The sequence below is a fragment of the Brevibacillus fortis genome, assembly GCF_046196545.1.
Classification (GTDB): Bacteria; Bacillota; Bacilli; order Brevibacillales; family Brevibacillaceae; genus Brevibacillus; species Brevibacillus fortis_A.
Genome location: NZ_CP176370.1, coordinates 4,452,930 through 4,472,500, shown reverse-complemented (window position 1 = coordinate 4,472,500; position 19,571 = coordinate 4,452,930). Strand labels below are relative to the sequence as shown.

The window sequence follows — 19,571 nt, the reverse complement described above, 5'->3', positions numbered from 1 at the left end:
AGGGTCGAAGGTTCGAGTCCTTCATGGCTCACCAGTTTTTATAAACCCAAAAAGTGAAAGTCAGCTTGTTAACAGCTCTGGCTACTTGGATGGGAAAATGCGGTCGTGGCGGAATTGGCAGACGCGCTAGATTCAGGTTCTAGTGGTGGCAACACCGTGGAGGTTCAAGTCCTCTCGACCGCACCAATGAACATGCGGACGTAGCTCAATTGGTAGAGCGTCGCCTTGCCAAGGCGAAGGTCGAGGGTTCGAGACCCTTCGTCCGCTCCATAACATGTGCCCTTAGCTCAGCTGGATAGAGCGTTTGACTACGAATCAAAAGGTCGGGAGTTCGAATCTCTCAGGGCACGCTTCTTTACTACAAAAGTGAAGAAAATATAATGTCGGGAAGTAGCTCAGCTTGGTAGAGTACTTGGCTTGGGACCAAGGGGTCGCAGGTTCGAATCCTGTCTTCCCGACCATGATTTGCCCACGTTTTACAGGTTTGCCGGGGTGGCGGAATGGGCAGACGCAACAGACTTAAAATCTGTCGGGAGTTTCTCCCGTACCGGTTCAAGTCCGGTCCTCGGCACCAGCATCTATTTTGATGCGGGTGTAGTTCAATGGTAGAACTCCAGCCTTCCAAGCTGGTCGCGTGGGTTCGATTCCCATCACCCGCTCCATACATAAAGCAGAGAGCCAATAGGTTCTCTGTTTTTTTGCGTCTAGGAAAGCAGGCCTATTTTCACTTGAGGCAAAAGTATGAAGGCTTATCCAATCGTTGAATAGATAAGCCTTTGTTCAATACAGGTATAAATTTTTGTCGAAAGCTGTCTGACGTTTTCTATGGTAGAAACATATGTTTTCGTGTACAGTAAAACTAAGGTCGCTTACCGATGAAATTGGTAACGGATCTCTTGCCTTGCCTCCTGCGTTGTCAGGGGGCTTTTTTGCGTGATACAAGAGAGCGACTTAGAGAGCTTCCATTCGCGGACCAACTTCGTGAGCATTCGCAATCGGCAGAGAAACGATAAAGCGTGTGCGTTTTTCATTGGAATCACAATGGATCGTGCCTTGATGCTTTTCGATTATATTTTTGCAGATGGACAGGCCGATACCTGTCCCATTTTGTTTAGTCGTAAAGAATGGTTGGAAAAGATTTTCCACAATCTCGGGTGGAATCCTTTCGCCGTTGTTTTCCACACTCAAATAGAGCCATCCATCTGAAGAAGTGGAAATGACATGAATATACTTGTCAGTACGATTTTGCACGGCGTCAATGGCATTGTTTAATAGATTGACGACAACTTGCTTCAAGCCTTCTTCATAGCATGCGAGTGAGCAGGGGTGGATTTGTTTTTCAAAACGTATGTTTTCTCCCACGAGGCGAGGCGTAATCAGCATCTCTACTTCTTCAAGCAGTTCTTCTACTTGAACGGTTTTAAAAATTTCATCGAGAATTGGTTTTTTGGAAAAGCTGAGGAATCCGGTCAGTTGCCGATGTAAATTCTCAAATTCATGCATGACGACTTGAATGTACGTCTGAAGCTGGGCCTGTTCCTGCGTAGACTCGCCGATCAGCTTCAGGAACCCTTCAATGGCGCACAGCGGATTGCGCAGCTCATGAGCCATATTGGCGGCAATTTTTCCGAGCATGGTCAGTTTGTCGTTATGCAAATAGGAGATCGTTTCTTCCTTCTGAACCAGCTCTTTATTAATCATTTGTTCAAAATGATAAACAGCCCAGAAGACACTTTCATCCATGGCCTTGCCCAGTTGACTTTCCAAATAGTGCATTTCTTGTGAGGAGAGGGACCATCTATGTAATTCTGGTTGGAGAACCCGCCAGAATACATTCCGGTACAATTGATATGTGCGCAAAATGGAGGAGAAGGGGAATTCCTGAGAACGAAGCCACTCTCCCATATCTAATGCCCAAGTCTGCATGTCATGATCTACATCCTCAACCAGATAGCGAGCCAAGAGCACTGTTCGTTTTTCTGCAAAATCGCGAGGAATGGTTACAGGAATTTCCATGCTGCGAACAATTTCTTGCAGCCATATTGTGGTGATACTTGGTGTTAAGTCTAAAATCTTCCTTGAAACATCATAAAGGTTTAGCGTCACAGTCTCCACCATCTCTTATCCACCCCACTAAAATCGTAAGGGAAAATGCCTAATTTAGACAAGGTATAATTAGCCTGATTTCGCAATAAAGTGTATTTTTTTCGGAAGTTTTTATCTACAAAATCCGCTGAAAACCGCCTTTTTTCGGAAAAATATTCAATCATGAGTCCGATTCCAGTCGCATAAAGTAGAATGGACGAACTTTATTGGACCAGGGAGGCAGGGATGGGCGAGTATTTTTGGCTGGGTCTTTTACACATCTTTATGATCGATCTGGTATTAAGCAGTGACAATGCTGTGGTCATAGGTATGGCCTGCCGCGGACTCCCTCAAAATGAGAGAAAACGGGCGATTTTATATGGGACATTGGGTGCAATCCTCTTGCGAATTGTGCTAACGGGAATGACTACCTGGATGTTGGATATTCCTCTCGTGAAGGCGATCGGGGGATTATTATTACTATGGATAGCGTGTAAGCTGATGCTGGGTGAGAATGAAGAGCTCGCAGATGTATCGCATAATCAGACAATTGGTCAGGCGATAAGGACCATCATAGTAGCAGATTTTGTCATGAGTTTGGACAATGTTTTGGCAGTTGGTGGAGCAGCACATGGCGATTTATGGTTAGTTTTGCTGGGGTTAGCGATGAGTATTCCATTATTAATGTGGGGAAGTGTGTGGATTGCCCGCATCATGAATCGTTTTCCCAGTATGGTCATCATTGGCGGAGGAATTCTTACCTTTACGGCAGTTGATATGTGTCTTCAGGATCCGTATGTCTGGAAGTGGGTGAATCCTTTGCTTCTCAATCATATGTGGTTGCCCGTATTTGCTGCCGTAGTGGTTATGTTTTGGGGGCGGATGAAAAGGACGTGAAAAGGTGATGAAGATCGTACATTCTGGGGCATACTACAACAAAGATCATGACCGTTTTTGCGTAAAAGGCAGGATCACATCGAGCTTCATGAAAACATAGCGGGAAAGGAATTATTTCGAAATGAATACAAGCCTCTTGATGCTATGGGGATACTGGGATGAAATCTACCAGCGTTGCACCAGACTTACCTATATTGAGAAAGGGAAAAATATATTTCGGATTGTGGTTTTACGCTATCGGGGAGAGCCACTCATTACTACCGATAATTGCATCATTCGTGACGGGGATATGATCTTAAAGCTACATATACACAATTATTACTTTGCTACCCTGTGCAAAGAAGTGAAGGATGAATTGCGCGTAGCTCTTCTCTTGCGTAGACATATCCTCCAGTCACTGCCGAAGCTAGCCACGTTCCTGAATTCCATGGAAAATAAAGACCAAATAAAAGGGATAGTGGGAACGACCATGCTACATAAAGGGGTAACACCTTTGGGTTTCTCGATTTCTGATGTGCCCATGACCTTGTTTTTCAAGTACAAGCGATGGTACTTGCGTCTCATGCTCAGAATCGTGCATCCCAATGGAAAGCGGCGATTGCAATCATTAAATCATGAAATGCCACTAAAGCGTGTTTATATGTCCAAGGAATTTTTACTCAATCGATATGCTGAGGGAAAGCAGCCTCTAGGAGAGTCCTACTAATGGCAAAGCGGTTTCTGTTAGTGACAGAGGAATGGGCAGGGAGTGGTCATCGGATGGCTGCCGAAGCTCTGCAGGAAGTTTTACTGGAAAGTGAGGGTGCACGATCGGCGCGAGTGGTGGGAGGACTAAAAACCGCCAGTCCAAGCTTGCGTGTGCTCTCTCATTTTTTTTATCGTAATATGCTGCGCTACGGTCAACCCGTGTGGCAACGCATCTATGAACAGGAAGAAATGCTGGGCAGTGCATTGACCAAAGCACTGGGGTGGTGGCTATCCGCTAGATTAACCAATCAACTGTTACAAGAAGAGAAGCCAGATGTCGTCATCGCTACGCATGCATACTGCTTGTCCGCATTGGCAGAAGCGAAGAGAAGGGTGTCCAAGCCTTTCCAGCTCGTTTGTGTGCCCACGGACTTCCATATTAATCGGTTTTGGGTTCATCCAGAAATTGATGCTTACATGGTGGCACATGAGCAAATTGAGCAAATGCTAATCGAGCGCTATGGGATTGCCCCTGAAAAAATCCATGTTTATGGCATTCCAGTTCGGCCTGCTTTTACTACAGCGCTGCATACCGACAAAGCGGCTTGGAAAAAACAGCTTGGTCTCATGCCAGATCAATTCACCGTGCTGATTGGTGGGGGAGAAGGCGGTTATGGTGGAGTGGAGCAGGTCGTACGAGAGTTGCTGTTGGAAGAGCATCCATTGCAGATCGTAGTCGTGACAGGGAAGAATACAAGCCTGTACAGACGACTGGCGGGCTTGTTAGGTACGGAGAGCACTGACCATCGTTTTATATTGAAAGGGTTTGAGCCGCAAATGTGGGAGTGGATTGGAGCAGCTGACGCCTATATAACGAAGCCAGGTGGCATTTCGTGCGCGGAGTCACTTGCTCTTAAAACACCGCTCATTTTATTCCACCCATTGCCCGGACAAGAAAAGCATAATTGTTCCTTTTTACTCGAGCAACAAGCGGCGATCTTGGCTGAAACTCCTGTAGAAATCAAAGAAATCCTCAGGTCATGGCGTCAGCCAGAAAAAAGGGATGCTTTTGTAGGATATTTGGACAAGCTGGGGCGACCAGAAGCAGCTCATCGAATAGCCCATGCCCTCCTTCAATTAACAGACTAAAATTGGAAGGAAAAAAGAACGAATGAACAAGCAAAACTTCACACATATTAAACTTACAAACGACGAGGAGGTGATACAGATGGCGAACAACAACAGCGGATCCCGTAACAACCTGCTGGTACCTCAAGCAAACCAAGCTCTGGACCAACTGAAATACGAAATCGCATCCGAATTCGGCGTTCAGCTCGGAGCAGACACCACTTCCCGTCAAAACGGTTCAGTTGGAGGAGAGATTACAAAACGTCTTGTCTCCTTTGCTGAGCAACAACTGGCTGGACGTGGCTAATCTAATAAGCTGGATGAGGGGAGGCACCTATGGTGTCTCTCTTTTTATTTTTCTAATATGAGGAAATTATTTACAGATAAAAACACGGCAGACCACCGCATAAATAATGGGTGGAGGCGGATTCTATATGTGTTAGGAGGTGAGTGGATATGACAGTAGGAGCACAAGTAAAACAGACGCTTGCCAGCTTGAAAGGCGCACAAGCAGATTTTGAAACGTTTGCTCTGGGCACGCAAAATAAGAAAGCGAAGCAAATGTATTCGCAAGCAGCAGAACAAACGCAATCCATCGTAGATAACCTCCAGCAGCGTGTAACGGAGCTGGAAAAGGAAGAACCACAGTTTAAGGGATTCTAGGAAGTGTTGGGAAAGGGAGAGGGACTCCCTCTCTCTTGGTTTTCCTATCTATAATAATCACCTCAGGTGATGGAGGTGGCATATGCCTGACTGGATAAATATCACGCTGCGTGCCATTGGCGCAGTTGCGTACTTATTTTTATTGACGAAGATCATTGGGAAAAGGCAAATCAAGCAACTTACATACATCGAATATATCGTCGGCATCAGCATCGGTTCGATTGCGGCCTTCATGGCAACCGAAATGGATGGACCGATCTATCATAGTTTGATCGCCATGGGGGTTTTTGCGCTCTTCCCTGTATTAATGGAGTGGCTTTCACTCAAAAGCAAGTTTCTCCGTGACCTTTTTGAAGGGAAAGCAACGGTTCTCATTAAGGAAGGCAAAATTTTGGAGGACAATCTGAAGAAGGAACGCTTGACCGCAGAAGACTTGATGGAGCAATTACGAGCCAAAAACGTGTTCCGGGTAGCTGATGTAGAGTTTGCGTTAATGGAAACAAGCGGGGAAGTCAGTGTCCTATTAAAATCAGAGAGTCAGCCAGTAACACCCAAACACCTTGAATTGACAGTGGCACCTTCGGAAGAGAATCAAGTAGTCATTATGGATGGGGTGATCATGGATGAGCCCCTGGCAACAGCAGGCCTGAATCGCAGATGGGTTCGCACAGAGCTGCAAAAAGCCGGAGTGGCTTTGGAAAATGTTTTCCTCGGGCAAGTAGACAAAGGTGGAGAGCTCTATCTCGACCTCTATGACGATAAACTGATGGTTCCTGGGGCCCAAGCGATGAAGCTGGCTTTTGCTACATTGAAAAAATGTCAGGCGGATCTGGAGCTATATGCACTCGGTACAAAGAATGAACAAATGAAGCGTACCTACCAAACCGATTCGGAACAGCTACAACAGATTATCGATCAAGTAAAACCATTCATGATACGTTAAAAAGGAGAGAGCGGCATGGCAGATCAAAAAAAGAAGAAGCTGACCCCCGTCCAGCAAGAATATCAGCAATTGGCAAAGACGCACGAGCCTCCGCGACCGCTTTTGCGCAATTTTACCCGGGCATTTTTAGTGGGTGGCGGCATTTGTATGATCGGACAAGGGATACAAGAAATGTTCATTCACTACTTCGATTTTACGGAGAAAACTGCTGGAAATCCTACAGTAGCTGTCTTGATCATTCTTTCGGCTCTCTTGACCGGTCTAGGACTATATGACCGGATTGCCCAATGGGCTGGGGCAGGTACGAGTGTGCCGGTTACGGGCTTTGCCAACTCGATTGCATCTGCAGCCATCGAGCACCGCAGCGAAGGATTTGTGCTGGGCGTCGGCGGTAACATGTTCAAGCTCGCGGGGTCAGTGATCGTATTTGGTGTAGCGGCGGCATTCGTGGTTGGCTTGATTAAAACATTGTTTACGATGGGAGGCTGACGGATGCGCCAAGGTCATCAGTCTTGGGTCTTTCCTTTAAAACCTGTCATTCTCGGGCACGCTGCGATTGGTGGGCCTTTTGAGGCTAAGGGACCGTTAGCCGAAGACTTTGATATCTTGCACGGAGACTTGAATCTCGGACAAGACAGCTGGGAAAAGGCGGAGAAAGTCCTGCTGGAAGAAGCGTGCTCGAAAGCGGTGGAGAAAGCGGGGCTTACGAAAGAGCAAATAAACTTTATGCTTGCCGGGGATTTAATGAACCAGATCATATCTGCCAGCTTTTCGGCTCGGACGCTTTCGATTCCGTTTCTGGGGATTTTCGGAGCGTGCTCAACAGCGATGGAAGGCTTGGCCTTGGCTGCTCTCATGGTGAATAGTCAAGCTGCTGATTATGTCTTGGCTGCTACCTCCAGTCACAATGGGGCTGCGGAAAAGCAATATCGTTATCCAACCGAGTACGGCTCACAGAAGCCCCCAACGGCACAATGGACAGTGACGGGAGCAGGTGCTGCTGTTGTAGCCAGTCAGGGTGAGGGATTGCGGATTACGGGAGCAACCATTGGGCATGTCGTCGATATGGGATTGACAGATCCATTCAATATGGGAGCAGCGATGGCGCCGGCCGCATTATCCACGATTGAGTCGCATTTCCGTGACTTTCAACTCCCTCACGACCATTATGATTTGATCGTAACAGGCGATTTAGGACGAACGGGCCATACCATTTTATCTGATCTGTTGCCGAAGCATCACATGCACATTCCCTTAGAGCGTTATGTTGATTGCGGGAAGCTCATTTATGGAGAAAATCCAAATGTGTGGTCGGGTGGTAGCGGATGTGGCTGTATCGCTACAGTGACATACGGGCATCTACTTCGGCGGATGAAGCAAGGAGAATGGAAGCGAATCTTGCTGATCGCCACGGGAGCCCTCTTATCCCCGTTGACCTTCCAGCAGGGAGAAAGCATTCCTTGCATCGCCCATGCCGTGGCTGTTGAGTCGGAGTAACTTGGAGAGTGATACCATGATGTTTTTGTGGGCGTTTCTCGTAGGAGGAACGATTTGCTTAGTCGGTCAATTTCTCATGGATGTCGTCAAGCTCACACCTGCCCATACAATGTCCTCTCTTGTTGTCACGGGAGCAGTGCTGGACGGATTCGGTCTATACGAGCCACTGGTTAATTTTGCCGGAGCAGGAGCGACAGTACCCATCACGAGCTTTGGGAATGCACTGGTGCACGGGGCGATGGCGGAGGCCGAGCAACATGGAGTCATTGGCATTATTACTGGCATTTTTGAAGTGACGAGCGCAGGGATTTCGGCTGCCATCGTCTTCGGATTTATTACGGCAGTCTTGTTCCGTCCAAAAGGATAATGGCAGGTATATGTTACCACTTGTGCCAAAATACTTGAATTGAACCTACTTTCGCCAACTTGTAGAATGGGTTGGGTAAAGGAGGGAACAATTTATGTGGTGGAGCAAGAAAGCAGTAACAACCTTGCTTGCTGCCTTTATGGCTGTAGCGTTTATTTTCCCGGCCGACTCCCTGGCAGCTACTCAGATTCAGCGTGGTAGTGTGAACGGGGATGTATGGGATTTGCAATATCGTTTGCAGATGCTGGGTTACTACAATGGCAAAGTGGATGGTATTTACGGTGCGAATACAACAAAGGCCGTCAGACAGTTTCAAAAAGCATACGGATTACAGATTGACGGTATCACTGGTCCAAATACATGGCGCGTTCTAAAGAAAGTGTCGGTAAATAAAGCGGAAATGCAGATGTTGGCACAGCTGGTCTATTCCGAAGCTCGCGGAGAACCTTATGAGGGCCAAGTAGCTGTGGCTGCGGTCGCGTTGAACCGTATCCAGTCCAAAAAATTTCCCAATACACTTGCGGGTGTGATCTTTGAGCCATTAGCGTTTACCGCTGTAGATGATGGACAATTCTGGATGACTCCTAACAAGACTGCTTACCAGGCAGCTTGGGATGCTGTACGAGGATGGGACCCAACCAAAAATTCTCTTTACTACTTTAACCCTGTTACGGCAACCTCCAAGTGGATTTGGTCTCGTACGCAAGTGAAAAAGATCGGCAAGCACATTTTTGCCATTTAACCATCGTCCATGTAGCCCTTGAAGCAGTCTTCGTCATGATACTGTTCAAGGGCTTTCCTTTTGACTGGAAACTATTGTTCATTGTTTTTGCAAAATAGTTCGATAAAATGATACGAAAGGATTCACAAATTTCCCCATGGAGGTTGATGATGAAGAAACGGATGATCCTTGCCTCGCTGGCAGCCTTTTTGCTCATAGGTACACCAGTTGTCGAGGCAGAAACAACTCACAGGAACGAAACACCTTATGTAGACATTAGCGGCCATTGGGCAGAACAAGAAATCAATCAACTTTACATAGCCGACGTAATTGGTCAAAACGAATATTTTCGACCTGATGACAACGTAACATTGGGTGAACTGCTCACGATGTTTGTCAATGCGAAAGGAATTGAAACTCTTGGCAACAAGCAACCATCCTTTGCGGACGTACCAGCAAACAGCTGGCTGTCGCCCTATGCAGAGACGGCCTATCGACTGGGAATTGTCCATGGGCAAAAGCAGGGGAATCACCTATATTTACATCCGGATGCCCCGGTAAAAAGAGCAGAGCTTGCCTCTATTCTGGTAAGAACGATGGGGGACAGCGGAGCAGTCAATAATTTGAAGTGGTCTACGACGATCCAGACATTGAACCAACACCCGGATGGGAACAACGTGAAAGAGAATGAGCAACGACCACTCGTTTACGCCATGCAAAAGGGGTTAATGAGTGCCTATGAGGACGGTACATTAAAACCGAACAAGTACATGACGAGAGCCGAAGCAGCCACATACACGGCCCTTCACTTGCTTTCGGATAAGCCGAGAACGACTAAAGCCCTCGCAAACGGTACACCTTTTCGCCAGGAATTAACGGTACAGACGACTGCTTACAGCTACACGAACGACAAGATCCTGTCGTATCTGGAGTATCCACTGCGCGAAGGTGTTGTAGCGGTTGATCCAAATGTCATCCCGCTTGGTACACACTTGTACATCGATGGCTACGGCTACGCAGTGGCAGCTGATATCGGTGGTGCGGTAAAGCAACGCCATGTGGACCTATATCTTCCGACGTTGAACGAAGCTGAAAATCACGGCTTGCAAAAAGGCGTTAAAGTATACGTGCTTGATTAATAAAATGTTGAACATATTTCCTGCTCTTTCCACTCATACTAACGTGGAAGGGGTGGGATTTTTTTGATGGTTTGGGTGTTCGTTGGATTGCTTGTTCTATTTATTTTGGTAATCATAACACCAATACAGTTGACGTGCTTTTATAGTCGCGAGGGCAATGATGATCATTTGGAGATAACGATTACAGCTTGGGGTGTTATTCGAAGGAAATACGATATTCCCATTCTCCTCTTGAAATTGACAGAAGCAGGACCGGAGCTGGTAGCGAAGGAGGAAACGATACAGCAAGGAAGAAAGGTTCGGGAGAGGGTCAAAGACTTTACACGGAGGCAAGTAAAGAAATGGTATCAAAATTATCGTGACTTGCTGGAAAAAGTACGCGATTTGTTGCCGTTGTTAAAGGAGCTGTTTAGACGAATTCGTTGTACGCATTTTGAATGGCATACATTGCTGGGCACAGGGCAGGCAGCAGAAACAGGTGCTTTGACAGGCTTAATCTGGGGAGTAAAAAGCATGATTGTCGGCGTTATCTCACACGCCATTTCATTGCGTGTTATGCCAGCGATTAGTGTACAGCCTGTTTGGAACCAGCCACTTTTACATACGAAAGTTCATTTTGTGTTACATTTTTATTTGGGTCATTTCCTTTTTTCTGCGCTAAAAGTATTTCTTCGGGTTCGAAAAAGCAAGCAACGAAAATGGCAAGCTGCACCTTCGCGTGCCTAAAGACAAACGTGGGAGCACGCATATTTATTCCCTTGTGCAGGGTACATGCTCTGGATTTATTGGGGGAATGATAAAACATGACACAGACAGGAAGGAGGAGCGACAAATATGGCAGACCACCCGATTCAAGGCCTCATGAGAACAGCGATGGAAAATCTCAAGCAAATGGTGGACGTGAATACAATCATTGGTGATCCGGTTGAGACACCTGACGGTAGTGTCATACTTCCGATCTCCAAGGTAGGATTTGGGTTCGCGGCCGGGGGTAGTGAGTTCCAATACGAACACCACCATAATGGGCACCAACACCATCAGCAACACGAACATACTGGTCACCCGTTTGGCGGGGGTAGTGGGGGCGGTGTCTCCATCACACCTGTAGCTTTTTTGGTCGTTGGCAAACAAGGAATTCGTTCGATTCCGCTTGAAAATACGACCCATCTCTATGACCGGATTTTGGATTCTGTTCCGCAAATCGTGGATAAAGTTCAGGGGATGTTTACCAAATCGGATGAGCCTCCTGTTTATACCAATACGATTATTGCCAGAGCAGAAGAACAAGATTTGGAAGACCTTATGGATCGAAAGTAAGGAAGCACAAAACAGGTATGCTCCATAAAGGGGCATACCTGTTTTTTCGCTAGTAGGCGTATGGCATTACCAGAGTTCGTTTACATACAGGCCTGTTTTTGCAACATGCTGATAATGAAGGCTAGAGCTGGAGGAGGCGATATAAGGATGGAGGGCCATCGCTTCCTCATAGTAACGTGAAAAGGAGCCAAGGGGTCTGCTTTGCAATCCCAATGTACCTGCTCTGAATGCTTGGGCTACACGTTCCATTGTATTTGTATAGTCCACATAGTTGGTCTGTACGGCCTCCAACCATTTCTCATCGTCCATTTCCAGCTGTCCATCTGGTAACAGCTTGATTCCAAACGTTTGGAGTTTTTCCTCTGCGTCTTTTGCCACTTGAGCGAATGCATCCAGTTTTTGCGTCGTCAAGGTATCTGCTTTTTCCGCAAGAAATACTTGCAGGCGATTGTATTTACTTACTAATGAGTGTGTTCGCTCATGGAATAGCTCAATATCAGGTCCAGCCTCGCTGTCTTTCCCTGCGGCAATAAATTCCTGAGCACTCTTCTCCAAATCGGAGGAAAACCGGTACAGACGCGATAAGGAATCGGAAAGCTCCGTTGTCCATTGCTGCTGACGAGTGTAGAACGGCTGCAAATTATAACGGAAGATCGGATTGACCGGCGTACTTAATTTTGCTTGAAGCATATGGGAATGATAGCGGCCTACCCGCTGCGTAAATGGAACATGGCTGACTCGATTCGTTTTCATGTCGGTCACCTCCTCACAAGCAAATGGAATGAATCCCCAGGAACAATTTACTATCTCTTATTATAGACGATGCCTACTCCATTTCAATGAGCAGATCGCCAGTTTGAATGGCTTCGCCTGCTTTCACGTAGACGGATTTAATTTTTCCGTCGAGCGGGGCTTGAATCGTCGTCTCCATCTTCATCGCTTCACTCACCAAAAGATGCTCGCCTTTACGCACCTTGTCACCTTCAGCTACAAGCACCTTGAGCACTTTTCCTGGCATGGAGGCACCGAGGTGGGCAGGGTTTTGCGCTTCAGCTTTCCGGCGGATCAGTTCAGAGATTTTCGCAGACTGGTCACGGATGAAGATTTCACGTGGCTGTCCGTTCAGTTCAAAATAGATGATGCGTCGGCCATCTGGATGTAGCTCGCCGACTGCGACCAGCTTGATAATCAGCGTTTTACCGCGCTCGATCGTAATGGCGGTTTCCTCACCCGGACGCAACCCGTAGAAAAACGTTCCCGTATTCAATACCGACAGGTCACCGTATTCCTTCAGGCGTTGTTCAAATTGCAAATAGACTTGCGGATACATGATATAGGACAGGACGTCTAGATGACTGGGCTCACGTCCGATTTTGGCTTCCAGCTCAGCAGTAACTTGCGTAAAGTCAATGGGTGCGAGCAATTCGCCAGGACGTGCCGTAAAGGCATCGCGACCTTTTAGCACGAGCTCCTGCAACTCCTTCGGGAATCCTCCCGGCGGTTGGCCAAGATACCCTTGGAAAAATTGAATGACGGAATCAGGAAAGTCGAGGCGTGTGCCTTTCTCCCAAATATTTTCCTCATTCAAGTTATTTTGGACCATGAACAATGCCATGTCACCGACGACCTTGGATGACGGGGTCACTTTTACGATGTCGCCACACATTTGATTGACGACAGCATACATATGCTTTACTTCGTCCCAACGACCTTCCAGACCAACCGCTTTGGCCTGCTGCTCCAGATTGGTGTATTGGCCTCCAGGCATTTCGTGAACGTACACCTCAGTGTTGCTCGCTTTCATGCCGCTTTCAAAACCTTGGTAGTACGGACGTACATCCTCCCAGTAATCAGATAGCTTGTTGAACGATTCAAGAGATAAGCCAGTCTCACGCTCCGTATGGGCTAGGCTCGCGATCAACCCGTTCAAGCTTGGCTGGGAAGTGAGTCCAGACATGGAGCTGACGCAAGCATCGACGATATCCACGCCTGCTTCGATCGCTTTCAGAAGCATGGCGCCAGCGTTTCCTGACGTATCGTGTGTATGCAGATGGATCGGAATGCTAATTTCTTGTTTTAAAGCAGAGACGAGCGAATAAGCAGCATACGGCTTCAAAAGACCTGCCATATCCTTGATCGCGAGAATATGGGCACCTGCTTTTTCCAATTCTTTAGCCAGATTGACATAGTAGGCCAAGCTGTATTTGGTCTTGGTCGGGTCCAGAATATCTCCGGTGTAGCAAATCGCTGCTTCGGCTACCTTGCCAGATTCACGTACGGCTTCAATAGCTGTTTGCATGCCGGGAAGCCAGTTCAGGCTGTCAAAGATCCGAAAGACATCGATGCCATTTTCCGCAGAGGCTTTGACGAAGGCGTGGATCACATTATCCGGGTAATTGGTGTAGCCTACGCCATTGGCTCCGCGCAACAGCATTTGGAACAGGACATTCGGTATGCGTTGGCGGAGAATTTGCAGTCGTTCCCAGGGAGATTCCTGCAAAAAGCGCATCGTCGTGTCAAAAGTGGCGCCGCCCCACATCTCCAGCGAGAAGAGCCCGGAACCGAGCTTGCCTGTCGCTTCTGCAATGGAGGCGAGATCGTAGGTGCGCACACGGGTAGCAAATAAAGACTGGTGGGCATCGCGGAATGTCGTGTCTGTGACAAGCACCTGCTTCTGTGCCTGAATCCAGCGGACCAGACCGTCGGCACCTTCTTTGTCCAGAATTTGCTTCGTACCGTCCGGATATGGCTGAGTAAATGGTGTCCGCGGGATGCGAGGCGAGTCGAAGTGCGGCTTTTTCTCCGATTTATTGAGACCAGGATATCCGTTGACAATCGTGTCGCCGATATAAGATAGTAATTTGGTACCCCGGTCTTGACGGCCAGGGAAGATGAACAGCTCTGGTTTGGTGTCAATAAACGACGTATTGTAGTTGCCACTCAAAAAATCAGGATGTGTTACGACATTTTCCAGAAACGGCAGGTTCGTTTTCACACCACGAATACGGAACTCACGCAATGTTCGCAGCATTTTGCGAGCGGCTTGATCAAAGCTCGCGCCATACGTGGAGATTTTGACCAGAAGCGAGTCATAAAACGGTGTAATGATCGCGCCTGGATAACCATTGCCGCCGTCCAGCCTTACGCCGAAGCCGCCACCGGAACGCCAGGCGGACAAGCGACCGGCATCTGGCAGGAAGTTGTTTTCTGCGTCTTCCGTCGTGACACGGCATTGGATAGCAAAACCACTCATCTGGATATCACTCTGGGATCGGATGCCAATCTCCTCATCGGAGAGCGCATGACCCTCGGCTACGCGAATCTGCGACTGTACAATGTCGATTCCAGTGATGAGTTCCGTGATGGTGTGCTCTACTTGAATGCGTGGGTTGACTTCTATAAAATAAAAACGCTTGTCCGGCGTTAACAAGAACTCGACAGTACCAGCGTTCGAATAACCGGCTTTTTGCATGAGAGTGAGAGCAGCCTGGCAAATATCTTCACGCAGTTTGTCATCCAACGATTGGCTCGGTGCTACTTCGACCAATTTTTGATGGCGCCGTTGAACAGAGCAATCGCGCTCATACAGATGGACGATGTTTCCGTGGTTGTCACCGAGAATTTGGACCTCGATGTGTTTGGGCTGTTCCAAGTATCGCTCCAAATACACCTTGGCATTGCCGAAGGAAGAGCGGGCCTCGGAACGTGCGCGATCTAGCGAATCTTGCAATTCCTCCTGACTGCGGACGATACGCATGCCACGGCCTCCGCCGCCAGATACGCCTTTAATAATGATGGGGTAGCCGTATTCTTTGGCAAAGAGAAGCGCCTCTTGGAGTGTTTCGATTGGCTCCGGAGTGCCAGGAATCACTGGGATGTTGGCTTCAATCGCAAGACGACGGGCTTCTACCTTGTCCCCGAATTTGTCGATCAGCTCAGGGGATGGTCCAATGAAAATGATGCCTTCCTCTTGGCAACGCTTTGCAAAATCAGCATTCTCAGCAAGGAATCCATAGCCTGGGTGAATGGCATCGATATCGTTGCGCTTTGCAATTTCGATGATACTTTCGATATCGAGGTAAGCCTCAATAGGCCCTTTTCCCGCTCCAACCAAGTAAGACTCGTCAGCCTTGAAGCGATGGATAGAAACGTTGTCCTGTTCGGAGTATACGGCTACTGTACGTATGCCGAGTTCCGTTGCTGCGCGAAAGATCCGAATGGCGATCTCACCGCGGTTTGCTACCAGTAGGCGATTGATTTTTCTCTTTTTCATTATTCTCTCCCCCTTACGTCTCGGAAAAAAAGACGTATTAAAATTATATATAGAACAAATATACAAAATTTTCTCGACACAAGACACACTTTTTTCGATAACAGGAGGATGGATGAATGTGAACAATCAGTACGACAAGCTGCCTGTATTTGTGTACGGCACACTTTTGACGGGCTTTGGTAATTGTAGGAATTATGTAAAACCGTATAAGCATGAGGCAACACCTGCGACGATTCAAGGCGAGATCTATCATTTGCCGGCAGGGTATCCGGGATTGCTGAAGGGAGAGCAGGAGGTCGTAGGGGAGATCGTCACGTTTGCCCCTGATGTGTACGAGCAAGCGCTAGCCGGACTGGACGAGCTGGAGACGTACTATGGCGAGGGTGATCCTCGCAATGAATACGAGCGGATTATCGTGCCAGCGACGATGGTAGGAACAGGTCAGGTCGTGAACGTCTACGTTTATCGTTATTTGGATCAAGAGCTGGTTAAGCAAACAGGGGTGCACATTCCACATGGGAATTGGCGACGCTACATGCAGGAGCTGTCTGAATAGCCAGTGCTAGTTTTGCCAAAACTGGTAGGGAAAAAGGAGGGAGCCCTGCCATGGAATTACTCCATTGTGAACCTGCACAAATCTGGCGTTACCTGATTCCGCAAAATCACTGGATGTTTCCCGACGAAGTTCCAGGAGATGAACTGATCTTTCATTATCGCGACCATATTTATTTTGTAAACAATGATGGCTCAGTTTTGTCCTTGCCACAGCCTGCTTGCTTCGAAACGCTGGATATGGGGACCTTGCTGGAGTATTTGGCAACATCGGACGACACCATTGATTTTGACGATGAGGGAGAATTCGATTACGGTCATGTCTTAAAGCGTATGGGGTATATCGTGCCAGTCAGGGACAAGCGGGAAAAAGCCACGTATCAAATTGAGATTATCAACACGGCATTGCCGAAAGCACATGGAACGCGGTACGAAATGAAGCAGGTTACCTTCGCTTTTGCCCTCTATCACGCGCTGATGCGCTGCCATGAGCTGAATGCGAAAACGGATTGGGAGTATGAGCATGAAGTGAAGCGAATCGCCGAGGTACAAGCCAAGCGAAACGGAAAAGTGCAAGTGAATCTGTAATTTCTACTATTGGCATAGTGAAAAAAAGTGAATGATAGGGTATGATAATTGAGGTACATACTGAAAGATTTGGTGAGGAGGAAGAAATCATGACAACTGCTGTTGAGCGTCAAGGCGCATTTGTATTCAAAGGTGGTCCTGTAACACTGCTCGGTCCTGAAATCAAAGTAGGAGACACTGCTCCTAACTTTACTGTAGTAGGTGGCGATCTGTCCCCTGTAACTTTGGAAGATTCCAAAGGCACTGTTCGCATCATCTCCGTAATCCCTTCTATTGACACTGGCGTGTGCGATGCACAAACTCGCCGTTTCAACGAAGAGGCTGCGAAATTGGAAGGCGTTACTGTGCTGACTGTTTCCGTTGACCTGCCATTCGCTCAAAACCGCTGGTGCGGTGCTGCTGGCATCGACAAAGTGAAAACAGTATCTGACCACAAAGACCTGTCCTTCGGTACAGCTTACGGCGTAGCGATCAAAGAATTCCGTCTCTTGGCTCGCGCTGTATTCGTAATCGATGCAAACGACAAGGTTGTACACGCTGAGTATGTGGCTGCTGCTGGTGAGCATCCAAACTACGAAGCTGCGATTGCTGCTGCACAAGCTGCGAAGTAAGCAATTTTAATAAGTAAGCTCCCTTTTTGTCCAAGTGACGAAAAGGGAGTTTTTTATTTGCAGCAAGTGGAAAAAATAGTCTTGACGAATTTAGTAACCAGTGGTTATATTATAACCAACGGTTACTAACCACTGGTTACTAAAGTTTCTCAAGAAGTAAGGAGCTGAATATCACGCATGGCAAGCAAACAGGAAATACGCTCAGAAGAAACGAAACGGGCGATTTTGACGGCGGCAGCAGACCTTTTCGCTACCCGAGGCTTTGATACGGTTTCTATTAGGGAAATCGCCAAAGCAGCTGGCTGTTCCCATACAACCCTCTATATTTATTTCAAGGACAAAGAAGCGCTGCTTCATCATCTGTCCAAGGAACCTTTGCAAAGCTTGGCTCTACAAATGGAAGAAACACTGTCCAAACACGGAAGAACACCAGAAGAGATCCTGCGTGAAATCAGCAGTCAGTTCATCCACTTTTGCTTGCGCAATCGAACGATGTATACCTTATTCTTTATGATTAAAGCCTCTAGGATCGATGTAGAGGAACCGGTAAAAGAATTGCAAACGCTGCGCAATCAATTGTTTGATTTGTTGAAGCAGGCTGTAAGACGTTGCTTGCCAAGTGACATAGAGGAAGAAAAAGCGCTGGCCCATGCACGGATTTACTTCTACACGCTGCATGGCATCGTCGGTACGTATACACATTCCGAAGAACCATTGGACAGCTTGATGGAAAGGCTAGCACCTACATTCGCTCTATCCGTAGATGTTTTTCTCGCAGGCAGTCAAAAAATAATGAATAGGGAGTGACGAGAGAATGATCAGAGTGGAGCAAATCTCGGAGAACATTTGGTGTATCAAAGCGTGGTTGTTGATTCCTTTGCGGGTTTGGATTGTCAGGGAGGAGGATGGCGTTACGCTTGTAGATGCGGGGATGCCATTTATGACGAAACGGATTCTGGCTTTTGTCAAGCAGCTGAATGCAGGACCACTCAAACGAATTTTGCTGACGCATGGTCATTCGGATCACGTGGGGGCCGTAAAAAAAATTGCGGCGGCAGAATCCGTACCAGTCTTTGCCCATCGAATCGAGATTCCGTATATGGAAGGGAAAGAGCTGTATCCTCGTCGTAAAAAGCTGGAAGTAAACGTCCAGCCTGGCCTTGCTGAGTCTTTGCCAGAGGATGCCGAAGGGAATGTAGCTCCCATTGGCGGACTGCAACCTTATCTGACACCTGGTCATTCGCCGGGGCATGTGGTGTATTATCACGAAAAGGACGGAGTGCTTTTGGCGGGAGACTTGTTTACTTCCAAACGTGGCAGATTGCATCGCCCTATGCCGATGTTTACTGCGGATATGGCAGAAGCACTCAAAAGCAGTTTGATTGTCCGCCAATTGCAACCACGCCATTTGGAAGTATGCCATGGCAAACCGATCCAAAATCCTGCAGAACAGCTCGACGACTATTTAAAAGAGGTCTCTACTTCTTTTTCGATTCCAACTCGTGTTTGGCAATCATAGAGCACTTTTCGACTGAGCCGAATCGTATGAAACGAATCCATGTTTTCTCGCGTCATAGGTTTGAGGTGATTGGATGAAAAAGGTAGGATGGATTGGTCAACTATTTCTGATAGCGACACTGTTACTGACTGGGTGCGGGAACGGAACGTCTGCGCAAGGGACTTCGCAGCTCACGGAACCACCGCAGCCAGTCATTCAATGGAGCGGAAAAACTGCTGCGACGGTGCCCGCGTCTTCCTGCTGGAGCTATAATAGCGAAGCGATCTGCAAGGATACGGCGGCACCACCGGAACTCGTCGCAGAGCAAAAGCCTGCACCCCTGCAAGTAAAGCCGGGGGCGACGCTGACCGTCACTTTTGCCCAGCAGCCAACTGCAAATACGCTCAAGGTAACCCAATGGAACGGTATGAATGCAGTTGAGCAATCAGTGGAAAACGGCAATCAGTGGAAGGCGCCCGAACAGCCGGGCTGGTATCTGTACGATGTTCGCGGTCAGTGGACGCAAGGGGATGCAGGTCATGCATTTGTCATCGAAGTGAAAGACAACATCTGATAGTCACTCCAAACGGTTATGGCCAAACAGC

Annotated in this window: 22 protein-coding genes and 7 tRNA genes (1 of these 29 only partly in view); 26 read left to right on the top strand and 3 right to left on the bottom strand. The window is 47.7% G+C overall.

The annotated features are described in order from the left end of the window. From ACKKE8_RS22130 to ACKKE8_RS22100, 7 genes are all read left to right on the top strand, one after another. Positions 1 to 34, top strand: a tRNA-Lys gene (locus tag ACKKE8_RS22130); it begins 42 nt to the left of the window's first position. A gap of 65 nt (positions 35 to 99) precedes the next feature. Beyond that, positions 100 to 186 (top strand) — tRNA-Leu (locus ACKKE8_RS22125). 8 nt (positions 187 to 194) lie between these two features. Then, positions 195 to 270: transfer RNA gene (locus ACKKE8_RS22120), tRNA-Gly, on the top strand. 6 nt (positions 271 to 276) lie between these two features. Continuing rightward, positions 277 to 350, top strand: a tRNA-Arg gene (locus tag ACKKE8_RS22115). A 34-nt stretch (positions 351 to 384) separates the two neighbouring features. Continuing rightward, positions 385 to 461, top strand: a tRNA-Pro gene (locus ACKKE8_RS22110). 25 nt (positions 462 to 486) lie between these two features. Next, a tRNA-Leu gene (locus tag ACKKE8_RS22105) sits at positions 487 to 574 on the top strand. A 14-nt stretch (positions 575 to 588) separates the two neighbouring features. Continuing rightward, positions 589 to 662 (top strand) — tRNA-Gly (locus ACKKE8_RS22100). A gap of 289 nt (positions 663 to 951) precedes the next feature. Here ACKKE8_RS22100 and ACKKE8_RS22095 read toward each other — a convergent pair. Continuing rightward, positions 952 to 2,118, bottom strand: coding sequence for a sensor histidine kinase (locus tag ACKKE8_RS22095; protein ID WP_409174923.1), 1,167 nt, complete (start codon positions 2,116 to 2,118; stop codon positions 952 to 954). 213 nt (positions 2,119 to 2,331) lie between these two features. Between ACKKE8_RS22095 and ACKKE8_RS22090 the strand changes: the two genes are divergently transcribed. The 13 genes from ACKKE8_RS22090 to ytfJ all read left to right on the top strand — a co-directional run bounded on the left by ACKKE8_RS22090 (position 2,332) and on the right by ytfJ (position 11,444). After that, positions 2,332 to 2,982: a TerC family protein gene (locus tag ACKKE8_RS22090; protein ID WP_409174922.1), complete on the top strand. Its 651-nt coding sequence runs from the start codon at positions 2,332 to 2,334 to the stop codon at positions 2,980 to 2,982. 121 nt (positions 2,983 to 3,103) lie between these two features. Next, the gene (locus tag ACKKE8_RS22085; RefSeq protein WP_409174921.1) at positions 3,104 to 3,688 is read left to right on the top strand and encodes a YkoP family protein; all 585 of its coding nucleotides are present in this window, start codon (positions 3,104 to 3,106) and stop codon (positions 3,686 to 3,688) included. After that, complete coding sequence (locus ACKKE8_RS22080) at positions 3,688 to 4,818, top strand: MGDG synthase family glycosyltransferase (protein WP_409174920.1); 1,131 nt, start codon at positions 3,688 to 3,690, stop codon at positions 4,816 to 4,818. The genes ACKKE8_RS22085 and ACKKE8_RS22080 overlap by 1 nt, the downstream gene beginning before the upstream one ends. A gap of 79 nt (positions 4,819 to 4,897) precedes the next feature. After that, positions 4,898 to 5,104 carry an alpha/beta-type small acid-soluble spore protein gene (locus tag ACKKE8_RS22075; protein WP_047068578.1) on the top strand — a complete coding sequence of 69 codons (207 nt, stop codon included), beginning with the start codon at positions 4,898 to 4,900 and terminating at the stop codon, positions 5,102 to 5,104. 149 nt (positions 5,105 to 5,253) lie between these two features. Next, positions 5,254 to 5,460, top strand: a complete 207-nt coding sequence (locus tag ACKKE8_RS22070) for a DUF1657 domain-containing protein (RefSeq protein WP_409174919.1) — start codon at positions 5,254 to 5,256, stop codon at positions 5,458 to 5,460. Between the two features lie 82 nt (positions 5,461 to 5,542). Continuing rightward, on the top strand, positions 5,543 to 6,403 hold the full coding sequence (locus tag ACKKE8_RS22065) for a DUF421 domain-containing protein (protein ID WP_409174918.1): 861 nt from the start codon (positions 5,543 to 5,545) through the stop codon (positions 6,401 to 6,403). A gap of 15 nt (positions 6,404 to 6,418) precedes the next feature. Beyond that, on the top strand, positions 6,419 to 6,892 hold the full coding sequence (spoVAC, locus tag ACKKE8_RS22060; protein WP_088908679.1) for a stage V sporulation protein AC: 474 nt from the start codon (positions 6,419 to 6,421) through the stop codon (positions 6,890 to 6,892). 3 nt (positions 6,893 to 6,895) lie between these two features. Beyond that, a complete protein-coding gene (gene spoVAD, locus ACKKE8_RS22055) occupies positions 6,896 to 7,900 on the top strand; it encodes a stage V sporulation protein AD (RefSeq protein WP_088908678.1) in 1,005 nt (334 codons plus the stop codon). A 16-nt stretch (positions 7,901 to 7,916) separates the two neighbouring features. After that, positions 7,917 to 8,267: a stage V sporulation protein AE gene (gene spoVAE, locus ACKKE8_RS22050; protein ID WP_088908677.1), complete on the top strand. Its 351-nt coding sequence runs from the start codon at positions 7,917 to 7,919 to the stop codon at positions 8,265 to 8,267. Positions 8,268 to 8,361: 94 nt separating this feature from the next. Beyond that, a complete protein-coding gene (gene sleB / locus ACKKE8_RS22045; RefSeq protein ID WP_409174917.1) occupies positions 8,362 to 9,009 on the top strand; it encodes a spore cortex-lytic enzyme in 648 nt (215 codons plus the stop codon). A 149-nt stretch (positions 9,010 to 9,158) separates the two neighbouring features. Beyond that, a complete protein-coding gene (locus ACKKE8_RS22040; RefSeq protein WP_409174916.1) occupies positions 9,159 to 10,127 on the top strand; it encodes an S-layer homology domain-containing protein in 969 nt (322 codons plus the stop codon). A gap of 66 nt (positions 10,128 to 10,193) precedes the next feature. Beyond that, positions 10,194 to 10,853, top strand: a complete 660-nt coding sequence (locus ACKKE8_RS22035) for a DUF2953 domain-containing protein (protein ID WP_409179178.1) — start codon at positions 10,194 to 10,196, stop codon at positions 10,851 to 10,853. Between the two features lie 108 nt (positions 10,854 to 10,961). Beyond that, a complete protein-coding gene (gene ytfJ / locus ACKKE8_RS22030) occupies positions 10,962 to 11,444 on the top strand; it encodes a GerW family sporulation protein (RefSeq protein WP_409174915.1) in 483 nt (160 codons plus the stop codon). A gap of 66 nt (positions 11,445 to 11,510) precedes the next feature. Here the strand turns inward: ytfJ and ACKKE8_RS22025 are convergent, their stop codons facing one another. Then, positions 11,511 to 12,197 carry a hypothetical protein gene (locus ACKKE8_RS22025; protein WP_409174914.1) on the bottom strand — a complete coding sequence of 229 codons (687 nt, stop codon included), beginning with the start codon at positions 12,195 to 12,197 and terminating at the stop codon, positions 11,511 to 11,513. Between the two features lie 73 nt (positions 12,198 to 12,270). Further along, the gene (gene pyc, locus ACKKE8_RS22020; RefSeq protein ID WP_409174913.1) at positions 12,271 to 15,717 is read right to left on the bottom strand and encodes a pyruvate carboxylase; all 3,447 of its coding nucleotides are present in this window, start codon (positions 15,715 to 15,717) and stop codon (positions 12,271 to 12,273) included. 112 nt (positions 15,718 to 15,829) lie between these two features. Here pyc and ACKKE8_RS22015 point away from each other — a divergent pair, with 112 nt between their 5' ends. The 6 genes from ACKKE8_RS22015 (at position 15,830) to ACKKE8_RS21990 (ending at position 19,540) form a co-directional block, all read left to right on the top strand. After that, positions 15,830 to 16,273 carry a gamma-glutamylcyclotransferase family protein gene (locus tag ACKKE8_RS22015; protein ID WP_409174912.1) on the top strand — a complete coding sequence of 148 codons (444 nt, stop codon included), beginning with the start codon at positions 15,830 to 15,832 and terminating at the stop codon, positions 16,271 to 16,273. A 50-nt stretch (positions 16,274 to 16,323) separates the two neighbouring features. After that, a complete protein-coding gene (locus ACKKE8_RS22010) occupies positions 16,324 to 16,857 on the top strand; it encodes a hypothetical protein (protein ID WP_409174911.1) in 534 nt (177 codons plus the stop codon). Between the two features lie 89 nt (positions 16,858 to 16,946). Further along, positions 16,947 to 17,468 carry a thiol peroxidase gene (tpx, locus tag ACKKE8_RS22005; protein ID WP_007717107.1) on the top strand — a complete coding sequence of 174 codons (522 nt, stop codon included), beginning with the start codon at positions 16,947 to 16,949 and terminating at the stop codon, positions 17,466 to 17,468. A gap of 177 nt (positions 17,469 to 17,645) precedes the next feature. Further along, positions 17,646 to 18,275: a TetR/AcrR family transcriptional regulator gene (locus ACKKE8_RS22000; RefSeq protein ID WP_409174910.1), complete on the top strand. Its 630-nt coding sequence runs from the start codon at positions 17,646 to 17,648 to the stop codon at positions 18,273 to 18,275. 7 nt (positions 18,276 to 18,282) lie between these two features. Next, positions 18,283 to 18,987, top strand: coding sequence for an MBL fold metallo-hydrolase (locus tag ACKKE8_RS21995; protein ID WP_409174909.1), 705 nt, complete (start codon positions 18,283 to 18,285; stop codon positions 18,985 to 18,987). Positions 18,988 to 19,060: 73 nt separating this feature from the next. Then, a complete protein-coding gene (locus tag ACKKE8_RS21990) occupies positions 19,061 to 19,540 on the top strand; it encodes a hypothetical protein (RefSeq protein WP_409174908.1) in 480 nt (159 codons plus the stop codon). Positions 19,541 to 19,571 lie beyond the last annotated feature (31 nt).